The organism is Bacillus sp. URHA0034 (assembly GCF_056280405.1).
Window position 1 is genome coordinate 5,443,506 of the sequence record NZ_JBWCDK010000002.1, and the last position, 13,106, is coordinate 5,456,611.

The following is a 13,106-nucleotide window of genomic DNA, read 5'->3' on the forward strand; positions in this document are numbered from 1 at the left end:
TGTGGTGAGGAATACATGAAGATTGAGCAACCAATTGATCAAGTAGAAGCCTTTAAGAATGCAACGGTACCAGCAAGTCCTGCATCATTGTTGAAAAATACAAATAAGAAAACTCTTTGGAATCGAATTAAGGAAAATAAACTCGCATATTTTATGTTGGCGCCTGTTGTACTTGGGTTCCTCGTATTTACAATATATCCTAACCTTTGGGTGATTGTTCTATCTTTTACCGAATATAACGGTGTAAATAGTCCTAAATTTATTGGTTTTGATAATTATGTTCGCCTGTTTACTCGTGATCCATTGTGGTGGAAAGCCGTATTGAATACAATTGTTTTCTCGTTTGGTAAATTGTTAATCGAAATTCCTTTGGCACTTTTTTGTGCCGTCCTGTTGAATAACGCTAAAAGAAAAGGAAACAACTTTTTTAAAAGTATCTTCTTTCTTCCAAATGTTGTAAGTATCGCGATTATGTGTACCGTTTTTTCAGTTTTATTAATGCCTGTAAATGGTTATATTAATGGCTTGCTTACTAGTTTCGGCATGAAACAAATTGACTTTCTTGGCACTTCTCCTGCTGCGATGTTAACGGTTATGGGGGTATCGATCTGGCAAAACTTTGGTCTAAACATGATTCTTTTATTAGCGGGATTACAAAGTATTCCGGCAGAGGTTTATGAAAGCGCAGAAATTGATGGGGCGACGGGCCTAGTACGTTTCTTTAAAATTACACTTCCAATGCTTTCAAGAATGTTCCAAGTCATCCTAATGCTCGCCATCATAGGATCCCTGCAGGTTTTCGATATACAGTGGCTGCTTACTGGTGGAGGACCGTCCAATACAACTGAAGTCATGATGACTAATCTATTCAAATATTATTTCCCGCCTTCATTTGCCCAAAATGCGATTCCTCAAATGGGGTATGGAAGTGCATTAGGCGTTGTTGCTTCAATCATTATCGGTATTGTGACAGTCATTTACCTTTATACCACTAGAAAAATGGATGATAATTGATGAGAATGGTCTTTTATTAAAGGGAGGGTTTTGAATGAGATTGGCTAAGAGGTCAGTTGGGGATCTAATTGTTTATTTATTCTTAATTATCATGTTAATTATCACATTATTCCCGATTTTTTATGGGATTATGGGGTCATTTAAATCCAATATGGACTTTATTACAGGAGACGGTGGGCTAATTCCATCGGAATGGCATTTAGAAAATTATGTACAAGCATGGCAAGAAGCAAATTTCTCGCGATATACGATTAACAGTGTGGTGATTACAGCGTTGGCCATCATTGGCTCCTTGATCATGACATCAATGGCTGGGTATGTGTTTGCGAGAAGTGAATTTCCTGGAAAGAAGTTCATCATGGGTGCATTTTTAGCTACAATGTTTTTAGCAACCGGTACCATTACGATATTTCCTACATTTTCAATTATTAAGGCACTCCATTTAAATGGAAGTATATTTGGAATGATCACCGTATATGTATTCTCGGTCAATGTCGCCAATATTTTCTTGACCATGGGATATATCAAGGGTATTCCGAAAGAAATCGATGAAGCAGCTGCAATGGATGGCTGCGGCTTTTTCAAAACGTATCTCCATATTCTTATGCCTATGTGTCTTCCAATTTTGGCAACTATTGCATTGCTGGTTTTTAAGGCAACATGGAACGATTATATGATGCCAATGGTTTTCAGTCTTTCGAATGATAACATTAAAACATTAACTGTCGGTGTCACATCGCTTGCGAGTTCGGGTGCTGGTTCTTCCGCTTATAACCTAATGTTAGCCGGAACGGCTATAGCTTTAGTACCTCAAATTATATTTTATATGTTTACGAGTAAATTCTTTATTTCGGGCATTACTGTGGGTGCGGTAAAAGGATAAAAAAAATTCCATCAATATAAAGAGAAAAAAAGATAGTTCAATATATTTTTTAAAAATACTGTTAAGCGTTTAACGTATAAAACACAAAAGAGTGTGATTGATTTTTTTGAAAGAGGTGCCGAGAATGGTAAGACTTTCTCCATCGTTAATGTGCGCAGATTATTTGCATCTTGAAAAGGATATCAAGGATCTCGATAGGGCTAAAGTTGATCTCTATCATATTGATATTATGGATGGGCACTTTGTGCCAAATCTTTCCTTAAATTTTGACCTGATAAAAAGTGTAAAAACTGCTACAAATACGCCGATTGATGTTCATTTAATGGTGGATAATCCGGAATCGTACATACAAATTCTAGAGAAGATCAGGCCAGAATACGTATCGTTCCATATTGAAACTCTGAATCACCCAATTCGGTTTATCAATGAGCTTAAGAGCAGAAATATCAAGGCAGGAGCAGCCATTAGTCCAAGTACCAGTTTGAATGCATTGGAGTATATTTTAAAAGATTTGGATTATGTACTGGTAATGACGGTAGAGCCAGGATATGCCGGTCAAAAATTTATTCCGAATATGGTAGGGAAGATAGCGAAATTAAGTGAATTGAGAAACAGTCATAATAAAGATTTGTTAATCGAAGTAGATGGCAACATTAGCGAAGTTACAGGAAAACAGTGTATTGAAGCAGGAGCTGATATTTTGGTTCTTGGAACAGCGAGCATATTTAAAGAGGGAAAAGATTTATACACCTCTGTAATAGAGTTTAAAAATAAGATTTATGGATTTTCTGTTAAATAGCAAAGTAGGTTTAGGGGGCGTATTAATGCGCGAGCGTCATTATATTGGCATCGATATAGGCGGAACAAAAACCAATATAGGATTAATAGATGCAAAAGGACAGATTCTGCAAAGTAAAAGGATAACAACGAAAATTCCTAGTGAAGACAGCATAAACGCGGTTAAGAGAATCATAGAAACTACAAAATCTCTGGTTGATTCGATCATGGTAGAATACGAAGTTGAATCGATTGGGATTGGCGTCCCTGGAACTGTAGAAAGAAAAGAAGGTATCGTTTTACTTGCTCCTAATCTGGGGTGGAAGGATGTACCTGTCAAAAAGCTTTTTAGAGAAGTGTTTTCTGTGCCTATTTTTGTCGGTCAAGACACAGAGGCCGCTGCATTAGGAGAATTTCTTTTTGGAGCCGGGAAGGGGCTCGAGGAAATTGTCTGCATCACTGTAGGAACTGGTGTTGGCTGTGGTTTAGTTTTAAATGGGAAATTGTACAAAGGAAAATTTTTTACAGCCGGTGAATTTGGCCATACTCTGGTTGAAAAAGACGGGTTACAGTGCAACTGTGGCAAAAACGGCTGTCTTGAAGCATATGCTTCAGGTACCGCTATATTAAAGCGCTTTAAAATGAAGTTGGAAACTGGTAACCACACCAGCCTGCTTCAAAGAAAAACTATGAATGAGATAAGAACCGAAGATGTTTTCGCTGAAGCAAAACAAGGAGACAAACTGGCGCTCTCCGTTATAAGTGAAGCAATAGATTACTTAAGCATGGGGATAACAAATGCCGTCAATCTCATTTGCCCAGAAGCCATTATTGTTAGCGGCGGTATTGGATCGGAAAAAGAACTATTTATCAATCCGTTGATTGAAAAGGCCTATTCGCAGATTTATAGCCTTTTGTCAGACAAGGTAAAGATCACCACTGCAGGATTGGGAGAATACGCACCTTTAATCGGCGCGGCAATGCTGTTTAAAGATCCACTATTTAACATGCAAGAGGGAGAAAGGGAAGGTTCATTATGTTAGCACTTGGCAGCGATCATGTGGGTTTGACTTTAAAAGAAGAAATCAAAAAGTATTTAGATGAAAAGGGAATTCAATATAAAGACTTTGGCTGTGACTCTACAGAGAGAACGAATTATCCAATATATGGACAAAAGGTGGCTAAAGCAGTAGTCTCAGGTGATTGTGAAAAGGGAATTTTATTCTGTGGAACAGGTGTTGGTATTTCACTCGCAGCCAACAAGGTAGAGGGCATCAGGGCGGTTGTATGCAGCGATTGCTATACGGCAGTTCTGTCAAGACAGCATAACAATACGAATATATTGTCACTTGGATCTAGAGTGGTTGGTGTTGACCTTGCTAAGATGATCGTTGACGGATGGCTGAATGCAGAATTCGAAGGCGGAAGGCATCAAACAAGAGTCGAGATGCTTGGCCAGATTGAAAAAGGCAAGGACTTATCTGAATAAAATTTCGAGTACGACGTAAAAGGGTGAACGAAATGATAAACAAACAAATCTATGATGAGCTTGCAGAAAAAACACTAGAATACTTGAATCAATCAAATATAGTGTTAACCGAGGAAGAGAAGAAAAATATTGAAGTGGCAGATTTTGGCTTAAACGATATCGAAAATACAGGCCTTCAGTTAATAACTTATATAAATACCGAGCGGGTATGTGCTAAGGAGCTTGTTTTATTTCCTTCTCAAACTTGTCCTGAGCATAAACACCCCGACCGAAATGGACAGCCCGGCAAAGAGGAAACTTTCAGGTGCAGGTATGGGAAAGTGTATTTATATGTAAGTGGAGAGCCGACTGCAAACCCTTCCTGTAAGCCTCCAGCTGGCAGTGAGGAATATTATACAGTCTGGCATGAGGTCGTATTAAACCCAGGAGAACAGTACACGATCATGCCAAATACGCTTCACTGGTTCCAAGCTGGTGAAGAAGGTGCGATTGTATCCGAGTTCTCTACAAACTCTCATGATGAGTCGGATATTTTTACTGATGTTAGAATCAAGCGGATTCCTGAAATAGAAAGCTAATCTTATGAATCAAGGAGTGTAGCAAATGGAACAGAACATTTTAGTACATGGTGAAGCGTTGTCTACGGCTAAATTTAAAACTCCATCTAGGGAATTTGGGATCATGCCTTTCTGGTTCTGGAATGGAGAAATGAGTTATGAAGAAATGGAGTATCAATTAAGAGAATACTATGATAAAGGTATACCAGGTATTTATATTCATGCTAGATTCGGAGTTAAGGAGAAAATCGGCTACCTTTCCGACGATTGGTTCGACCGAGTCAAGTTTACAGTAGAAAAGGCCCAGGAAATTGGTCTTCAAGTTTGGGTGTATGACGAATACAACTGGCCAAGCGGTACTGCCAATAACGAGGTACAAAAGCAGAATCCGGAACTTACACAGCGCTATCTTGAACTTGTAGAAGTGGATATTCCGGGACAGTTTTTTACCTTTCTTGAGGGCACAGATTCAAGATATCACGATTTGGAGCAATCAGAACCGATCTTTGCTTGTGCGATTTTGACGGAAGATTTAAAAAATGGTGTAAACAACTACATTGATTTAATGCCATCGCTTTCGTTTGATAAAGTAATCACCTGGGAAGCACCAAAGGGACCTTGGAAACTATTCTATTTTATAGAGAGAAAAGCTTCCTGGTATACAGATGTTTTAGATAAAGAAACTACCCAAAAATTCCTTGAACTTACACATGAGAGATATAAAGAAACGATGAATGGCAGTTTCCAAGGAAATATAAAAGGTTTCTATACCGACGAGCCTGCGATGCATTATTTCGCAACAGGAAAAGACAATCCGATTGTTCCTTGGTCAAGGAAGATGTTCAAAATCTTCAAAGATGCCAATGGTTATGATTTGAAAAAACACCTTATTAAACTTTTCTACGATTGTGGAGAGGATACTGCGAAGGTACGCTATGATTTCTGGAGCGCTTTAAGCAAGCAGTATGAAGAAGCGTATTATAAGCAAGTTGCTGATTGGTGTGAAGAAAACGAGGTAGTGTTCACTGGTCATTTGCTTTATGAAGAGTGGTTAAGAAAACATGCAAGAACAGGAGGAAACCTGTTCCACATGCTTAGACATTTGGATATGATCGGGGTTGACCATCTGTATCCACGAATTGGTACGAGAGAAATGCCGGATGAGCATGTAGCTTTAAAGCTTGCAAGCTCTGCAGCTCACCAATTTGGAAGCACCAGATTACTGTGTGAATCATTGGGCGGTATCTACTGGGATGCCACAATGGAGAGAATGAAATGGATTGCAGATTGGGAATATGTACTCGGAGTAAATCTCTTTAACCCACATGGTTTCCACTATTCAATAGAAGGAGAACGGAAGAGGGATTGGCCGCCTTCACAGTTCTATCACCATACATGGTGGAAAGATTACACATTGTTCAATGATTATATGGCAAGAATGGGGTACCTGTTAAGCGGTGGAAAGCATATCGCTAAGATCGCCATTTTATACCCTTTAAATAGCATTTGGACAAACTATACCCCGCAGGCAACAAATGCAGTCGGCGATGCGATTGAATTTGACTTTAACTATCTTACGGATACATTGCTCCGTTTGCATGTGGATTTTGATTATATCGATGAAGATGTGATGAAGGATGCTGTTGTTAAGGACGGAAAGATCTGTATTAGGGATGAGGAATACTCATTGTTATTACTTCCGCCAGTGACTCACATCAAAGAAAGCACATTGAAGACGATGGAGGAGCTGTACGAAGCAGGCGGAAATGTCATGGGAGATGCAATCCTTCCATTTGACTGCTTGGAAGGCGATAAAGAAGGCTTTACAGATCGAATCGAGAACTTGTTCCAGGTATCTCCAATTGAAGTGAAAAAGGATTTCGATGCTAATAGTAAACAGGTCTACAGCTTAAAAGTCAATGAAAATAGTAATGGCGGTAAGGTCGTATTTATCGATGGACCAGGACTTTACGTAAATAAGCCTATGGAAGTATTGAAAGAAGCAGTGCTCATGTGTGTGACTCCGGAAATCGAAATCGATAGCGAAGAGGTATTTTATCTGCACCGTGTGAAAGATGACAAAGACTTCTTCTTCATCATTAACCCTGTTGAAGATGGAAGAGAGATCAACGTTACGATCACGTCAAATGGCAGACCTGAGCTTTGGAACCTTGAAAATGGTGATATCAAAGATATGCCTGTATTCCAAAGAAATGGGGGAAAAGTAAGCTTTAAGCTTGCTCTAGAGCCATACGGTTCTGCAATGGTATCATTCTCTGAAACTGATGAACTTCCACATATTGAAAAAACAAATATAACGATTTCTTCTATTAATAATGATGAAGTACATGGTTATGGAAGAGTGGAGGACGATGCTTACGTAGTCATTAACCAAAACGGAACAGTTATGGATTTACGTGCAGAAGCCAAAACGCCATTAGCTCCTATTAAATTCGGAAATGAGTGGGAGTTCACCACCGACCATGAAAATGCCCTGCTGGTTAACAACTGGAAGGTTGCTATAGATGAGGCCGAACAAGGAGAGGAGCAGGGATACCATTTAAGCAGCTTTAATGATGAAAACTGGCTGGACTTTAAAATGGGTGCTTGGGAAATGCAGCTGCCTGAAGAGCGTGACGAAAAGGTTTATCCAGTAGCTTTATGGTATAGAACGACTTTTCAAGCAGAATATATTCCAAACGATCTGAAACTATTAATCGATGGATTTAAAGGCAGCAGCTATGAGTTATATATTAATGAACAAATAGTTAATGAAACACCAGAAAGAAGTTATCTGGATGCAGAAATTAAGGCAGTTCCTATTAAAAATTATGTAAAAACCGGAGTAAACAGTGTTGTTGTCAGAATCGTTGTAAATACGAAAAGTGATGGAATTCTTGATCTATTAAAAATTACCGGAGACTTTGCTTTAAGAAGCAAGGATGATGAATATATCATTACAGCTCCTAAAACTATCATTAACACTGGCAGCTGGACAGTACAAGGCTATCCATTCTTCTCAGGTGCGGGTGATTATACTCAGACGATTTCGGTTGATGAAATCTATATTGGAAAAGTGTTCAAGCTCCGAGTCGAATGCGGTAAAGATGTGGCTGAGGTTTGGGTAAACGGACAAAAAGCGGGCGTCCGTCTTTGGAATCCATACGAGTTTGATTTGACTCCATTCCTTCATGCCGGGGAAAACACGGTAACAGTGAAAATCACAAATACGCTGATCAATGTTTTAGAAGCCGTTGAACAAGCTTCAGGTGTATTTAATCTAAGCTTGGTGCCTTATGATACCTATGAGTTTAAACTTTCAGACGTGGTTTCTGGTAATCAATCATTAATGGGCGCTAGAGAATAGGAAGGCTTCATGATGATATACGAAATTCCACTGAAAAAAATCAATAAAGAAAATTTTCGTGACTACGGGACCTATCTCGACGAAAGTGATATCACTCCTACCTATTCAGATTCAGCCTTTAATTGGTGGAATGCGGTTGGAATCATCGATATAGAAGGTGAAATCTCTGTAGGAGTCGTGCGGCCGAATTTTAATCCGGAATTTTCGGAGCAAGTTTTTGAAGCGCACAACCATACGCCTGAAGTATTGGTACCAATTGATGATAATGTGATTGTGCTGGTAGGAAATAAATCAGCGTTTGACGGTGGAATGCCTTCAAGGGAAGACTTTGAAGCGTTCCTGCTGCCAAAAGGGATGGCGGTAAGTCTAAATCCGGGCATATGGCATCACGCTCCGATGACTTTATCGGGTTCTGTCAAAACGCTTGTGTTTTTTAAAGAAAATACCTCCTTTGAAGATACAATCGTAAAAAATCTGAAAGAGCAGGACCTCGTCATAAAAGTTAAAATTAACTGACATACGACTTGTAATCATGCACGCACCAAATGATAACGGTAGTTTTCATTTGGTGCGTATCACTTTATATATTATTGTACAGGAGGATCCTCCGTTGAACAGTAAACCTTCAGTTTTAGTAATTGGAAGCATTAATATGGATTTGGTTTTGAAGTCGGCGAAAATACCAGTAGGTGGAGAAACGGTACTTGGGGATAGTTACGCTTACATTCCAGGAGGAAAAGGTGCCAATCAAGGAGTTGCGGCAGCAAGGCTCGGGGCAGACGTTACCTTTGTAGGGAGAGTAGGCGAAGATACAAACGGCAAAGAGTTAAAAGGAAATTTGCAACAGGAAGGAATAAACGCTGATTTTGTTATAGAAGATCCAGCCAGCAGTACAGGACTAGCAGCCATCATGCTAGAAGAAACCGGACAGAACAGAATTATTGTCATTCCTGGAGCAAATATGAATATAACAAAAGAGGATTTGCTAATCGCATTTGAACATACATATGATGCCGTTATTGTTCAGCTTGAAATTCCGGATGAAATCGTTCTAGAAGCCTGCAGGTTGGGTAAGTTAAAGAACATTCCGGTTATTTTGGATGCAGGTCCTGCAAAAAGCTTTCCACTAGAGGCCATTGATGGTTTGGAAATATTAAGTCCAAATGAATCAGAAGCATTTGCCTTAACAGGATTGGAAGTTCATTCAATTGAAAGCGCGGAAAGAACAGCCAAAGTGTTAAAGGAACGATCAAACGCAAAAAAAATTGTCTTGAAGATGGGGGCCCAAGGTGCATATCTGTATGAGGATGGCCAAGGTGAATTTTTCCCTGCTCATAAGGTGAAAGCTGTGGATACCACTGCAGCCGGGGACGCCTTTACAGCTGCCTTGACAGTAAAATACATTTCAAGTGGAAATATTAAAGAAGCGATTCGGTTTGCGAATGTCGTGGGTGCCATAACAGTTACCGGAATGGGGGCACAACCATCACTTCCAACGGCTGAGGAAGTCGGTAAGTTTACAGTGCGCTCATCAATCTAACGAATTTGAGGTGTTCATATGTTTTCAGAAACCATTTTAGATAAAGAAACGATTTCAAAGTTTAGAGATCAAGTATATCAAACGCAGTATAAAGATATCCCGGTATTTGATTGTCATACTCATATTATGCATGGTCCTGAAGGCATTCAAAATGCGATGGTTATAAAGGAACTTTTTAACTTTGAGTGGATGAATGTATTGAGTATCCCTACTTGGGATTTCGCACAAAATCTTAAAATGATGGTATTTAAGAACCATTTTACGGAAAAAAGTTATATTTTTGGCGGACTCATTCACAACAAAGAAGTGCTCGAAGCAGGATATGATTACGCAACACAAGCCAAAAATTTAATTGCACTTGGCTTTGACGGAATGAAGATGCTCGAGGGAAAGCCAGAAATCAGAAAAGAACTGCAAAAACCTTTAGATGACCCTTCCTTTGACGAATATTATAAATTCCTTGAAGAGGAAAAAGTGCCGCTTTTAATCCATGTTGCCGACCCTGAAGAATTCTGGGATCGCGAAAAAGTACCGGAGTGGGCATACAACAATGGTTGGTTTTGGGGTGACGGTACCTATACCTCAAAGGAAGATTTGTATCGGGAAGTCGATGGATTTTTGACTAAGTTTCCAAAAATTCATGGCATTTTTGCCCATTTTTATTTCCTATCGGCAGATCTCGAAAAGGCTGCTGCCTTTCTTGATAAATGGGAAAATGTCAGTATCGACTTAACCCCGGGAACCGAAATGTTTGTAAACCTCTCAAAAAATCCTGAAAAAGCGAGAGAATTTTTCCTGAAATATCAAGATCGCATTCTTTTCGGTACCGATAATTTTGATCCTGGCACTGAAGAAGAGCTGGACATTATGACGAAAATTGTACGAATTATGCGGCAGTTCCTCGAGACAGATGATACATTTCAGGTTTGGGATTTAACCTTTAAAGGAATTAAACTTGACCGGGAAGTTTTAGAAAAAATTTATTATAAAAATTTCTTTAAATACGTGAAAGCGGAGCCCAAAAAGCTTAATATAGAAGCCGCTGTAAAGGAAAGCAGGCTCACAATTGAGTTAGCGAACAAGGCTTCAGTAAAAGACTCAAAAATCGAAGAAATGAACCAGCTTTTACATCTTCTTGAAACGGCAGCGAAAGGGGAAGCATAAGATGAAGATTGCACTTATTGGCGGCGGCGGAGTCCGGACCATGTATTTTACAGAAGCTGTCGCGAAGTATGCAAACAGACTCGGTGTTACACAGATTTCCATCATGGACAACGATGAAGAGAAATTAGCGATATTTGGAAATATGGCAAAATACGTTGCCATGAAGGCAAATGACACTTTAAAAATTGAGTTAACCACAGATGTCGTCGAGGCAGTAACAGATGCTGACTATGTCGTGACCACCATGCGGGTTGGCGGCGACGAAGGCCGTGTGATAGACGAAAGAATCGCGTTAAAACATGGGGTAATCGGCCAGGAGACAACTGGTGCCGGAGGTTTTGCTTTTGCAATCCGCACAATCCCAGTCATGGTCGAATATTGCAAGATCATCAAGGAGCATAGCAACAATGCTGTTATCTTTAATTTCACAAATCCGGCAGGGCTCGTCACCCAGGCCATGCATGCACATGGTTTTACAAATGTGGTAGGGGTATGTGATAATCCGACTACCTTAAAGACGGAGGTCGCACATGCATTAGGCTTAGGTGTGAACAGCATCAGCACCAGAATGTACGGCTTGAATCATTTATCTTGGATGGACAGTATTAAAATCAGAGGCATTGAGGTTATTGATAAACTCCTAGCAAGTGATGCGTTCCTTGAAAGCTCCTGGGAATTCGGGTACTTTGACAAGGAATTAATCAAGATGCTTGGCCAAATACCAAACGGATACCTGTATTATTTTTATTATAGTGAAAAGGCTCTAAAGAATATCCTCACATCCGGTCAATCACGCGGTGAGGTCATCCGAGATATTAATAGCAGAATGATTAAGAGATTAAAAGAAATTGATGTAAAGAATAATCCGGAAGAAGCCATTGATGCCTATCAAAAGTTCCTTCATGAGAGGGAAAGCAGCTACATGTCAATTGAACTTGCAGGTAAAAAGCTTGAATCGAAGCAATTCGATTTATCCACTTTATGTATAGAAGGTTTAGAACAAGTGGAGGAAGAAGGAGAAAATTTCGAGGGTTATGCAGGGGTTGCTTTCAATTATATTGAAGCTGTCAAAAATAATACCTCAATGGAAATTCCTCTGAATGTAGCCAATAACGGAGCGATTCCGGAATTAATGGATGATGATGTGGTTGAGTTGACGTGCATTGTGAATAAAGAAGGAACGCATCCAATCAAGGTGGAAAGTGTGCCGGAAAATAATATGCTCCTTATCAATGTTATCAAACGATATGAGAATTTAACTGTAGCAGCAATCAAGAATCGTTCAAAAGATCTGGCTGTACAAGCTTTGATGATCCATCCTTTAGTAAATTCATATTCGCTTGCAAAGGCATTGGTGGAAGATTATCTGGAAGCACATAAGGAATTTGTAGGAGAATGGAATTAATGAAACCATTTGTTTCAGCAATTGCACCCATCAACATCGATATTTTATATTCCGGACTCTCTAGAGTGCCGAATCTCGGTGAAGAGGTTTATTCCAAGCAATTCGACACGCAGTTAGGTGGCGGACCTACGGCAACTATTATTGCGTTAGCGAGGCTTGGGATTCATTGTGAATTTGGAACCTTTCTCTCCAATGACTTAATGAGTACTTTTGCAAAGGACATCCTGGTGCAAAATAGCGTCAAGTTTAAGAATTTATATAAAGGAAGTGATATACCGGTGCTCGTTACCAGTATTGCTTCCTTCCCCGAAGATCGATTTTTTATTACCTATGTTCCCGAATGGAAAGAAATCGACAGTACGGATGAGGAAATTTATCAATTGTTTACCGGCTCCAAAGTATGCAGAGGTTTGGACGGACATAATGAAGTGCTCAAGAAACTAAAGGATGAAGGGACCAGAATCGCATACGATGTGGCGTGGAGCGATGACCTGAATATTGAAAGTCTTCGTGAAACATTACAATATGTCGAAGTGTTTACCCCAAATGATGCGGAAGCTTTAAAAATGACAGGTAAAGCTACGGTTGAAGAAGCATTGGAAGTCATTAGCCAGTATGTGGAGCACGCGATCGTTAAAATTGGGAAAAAAGGCTGCATTACAAAGGCAGGGAATGAAATTCTTCAAGTTCCGGCCTTGGATGTATTCCAAGCAGTGGATACCACTGGAGCAGGGGACAATTTCTTAGCTGGAGTCATGTATGGCATGATGCAGGATTGGGATATTGAAACATGCATGAGGATGGGAAATATCGTAGGAGGCTATTCTACTACTGAGCTCGGCTGCAGTAAAGCACATCTAACATTGGATACCGCCATGGAGTATATGAATTTATACAAATAAAAATCAGC

12 protein-coding genes are annotated in these 13,106 nt (G+C 39.7%); all 12 read left to right on the forward strand.

The genetic code is table 11. The annotated features are described in order from the left end of the window. Positions 1–15 precede the first annotated feature (15 nt). Positions 16–1,014: a carbohydrate ABC transporter permease gene (locus ACZ9EE_RS28415; protein ID WP_476031913.1), complete on the forward strand. Its 999-nt coding sequence runs from the start codon at positions 16–18 to the stop codon at positions 1,012–1,014. 34 nt (positions 1,015–1,048) lie between these two features. Further along, on the forward strand, positions 1,049–1,897 hold the full coding sequence (locus ACZ9EE_RS28420) for a carbohydrate ABC transporter permease (protein ID WP_476031914.1): 849 nt from the start codon (positions 1,049–1,051) through the stop codon (positions 1,895–1,897). 124 nt (positions 1,898–2,021) lie between these two features. Then, complete coding sequence (gene rpe / locus ACZ9EE_RS28425; RefSeq protein WP_476031915.1) at positions 2,022–2,696, forward strand: ribulose-phosphate 3-epimerase; 675 nt, start codon at positions 2,022–2,024, stop codon at positions 2,694–2,696. Between the two features lie 25 nt (positions 2,697–2,721). After that, positions 2,722–3,717, forward strand: coding sequence for an ROK family protein (locus ACZ9EE_RS28430; protein ID WP_476031916.1), 996 nt, complete (start codon positions 2,722–2,724; stop codon positions 3,715–3,717). After that, positions 3,708–4,163, forward strand: a complete 456-nt coding sequence (gene rpiB, locus ACZ9EE_RS28435; RefSeq protein WP_476033134.1) for a ribose 5-phosphate isomerase B — start codon at positions 3,708–3,710, stop codon at positions 4,161–4,163. The genes ACZ9EE_RS28430 and rpiB overlap by 10 nt, the downstream gene beginning before the upstream one ends. A gap of 32 nt (positions 4,164–4,195) precedes the next feature. Beyond that, positions 4,196–4,741: a D-lyxose/D-mannose family sugar isomerase gene (locus ACZ9EE_RS28440; protein ID WP_476031917.1), complete on the forward strand. Its 546-nt coding sequence runs from the start codon at positions 4,196–4,198 to the stop codon at positions 4,739–4,741. Positions 4,742–4,766: 25 nt separating this feature from the next. Continuing rightward, entirely contained in the window at positions 4,767–8,087 is a 3,321-nt protein-coding gene (locus tag ACZ9EE_RS28445) for a glycosyl hydrolase (protein WP_476031918.1), read from the forward strand. A 9-nt stretch (positions 8,088–8,096) separates the two neighbouring features. Continuing rightward, positions 8,097–8,603, forward strand: a complete 507-nt coding sequence (locus ACZ9EE_RS28450; protein ID WP_476031919.1) for an ureidoglycolate lyase — start codon at positions 8,097–8,099, stop codon at positions 8,601–8,603. Positions 8,604–8,697: 94 nt separating this feature from the next. Next, positions 8,698–9,627: a ribokinase gene (rbsK, locus tag ACZ9EE_RS28455; protein ID WP_476031920.1), complete on the forward strand. Its 930-nt coding sequence runs from the start codon at positions 8,698–8,700 to the stop codon at positions 9,625–9,627. A gap of 18 nt (positions 9,628–9,645) precedes the next feature. Next, positions 9,646–10,791: an amidohydrolase family protein gene (locus tag ACZ9EE_RS28460; RefSeq protein WP_476031921.1), complete on the forward strand. Its 1,146-nt coding sequence runs from the start codon at positions 9,646–9,648 to the stop codon at positions 10,789–10,791. 1 nt (position 10,792) lies between these two features. Continuing rightward, the gene (locus tag ACZ9EE_RS28465; protein ID WP_476031922.1) at positions 10,793–12,196 is read left to right on the forward strand and encodes a family 4 glycosyl hydrolase; all 1,404 of its coding nucleotides are present in this window, start codon (positions 10,793–10,795) and stop codon (positions 12,194–12,196) included. Further along, complete coding sequence (locus tag ACZ9EE_RS28470) at positions 12,196–13,098, forward strand: carbohydrate kinase family protein (RefSeq protein WP_476031923.1); 903 nt, start codon at positions 12,196–12,198, stop codon at positions 13,096–13,098. Before ACZ9EE_RS28465 ends, ACZ9EE_RS28470 begins: the two co-directional genes overlap by 1 nt. The last annotated feature ends 8 nt before the right edge of the window (positions 13,099–13,106 follow it).

What these genes read in the sequence shown, in the direction of transcription:
- ACZ9EE_RS28470 (WP_476031923.1), top strand. Translation starts at nt 12,196, where the DNA reads ATGAAACCATTTGTTTCAGCAATTGCACCCATCAACATCGATATTTTA.
- ACZ9EE_RS28430 (WP_476031916.1), top strand. Translation starts at nt 2,722, where the DNA reads ATGCGCGAGCGTCATTATATTGGCATCGATATAGGCGGAACAAAAACC.
- ACZ9EE_RS28450 (WP_476031919.1), top strand. Translation starts at nt 8,097, where the DNA reads ATGATGATATACGAAATTCCACTGAAAAAAATCAATAAAGAAAATTTT.
- ACZ9EE_RS28440 (WP_476031917.1), top strand. Translation starts at nt 4,196, where the DNA reads ATGATAAACAAACAAATCTATGATGAGCTTGCAGAAAAAACACTAGAA.
- ACZ9EE_RS28415 (WP_476031913.1), top strand. Translation starts at nt 16, where the DNA reads ATGAAGATTGAGCAACCAATTGATCAAGTAGAAGCCTTTAAGAATGCA.
- ACZ9EE_RS28445 (WP_476031918.1), top strand. Translation starts at nt 4,767, where the DNA reads ATGGAACAGAACATTTTAGTACATGGTGAAGCGTTGTCTACGGCTAAA.
- ACZ9EE_RS28460 (WP_476031921.1), top strand. Translation starts at nt 9,646, where the DNA reads ATGTTTTCAGAAACCATTTTAGATAAAGAAACGATTTCAAAGTTTAGA.
- rpe (WP_476031915.1), top strand. Translation starts at nt 2,022, where the DNA reads ATGGTAAGACTTTCTCCATCGTTAATGTGCGCAGATTATTTGCATCTT.
- ACZ9EE_RS28420 (WP_476031914.1), top strand. Translation starts at nt 1,049, where the DNA reads ATGAGATTGGCTAAGAGGTCAGTTGGGGATCTAATTGTTTATTTATTC.
- ACZ9EE_RS28465 (WP_476031922.1), top strand. Translation starts at nt 10,793, where the DNA reads ATGAAGATTGCACTTATTGGCGGCGGCGGAGTCCGGACCATGTATTTT.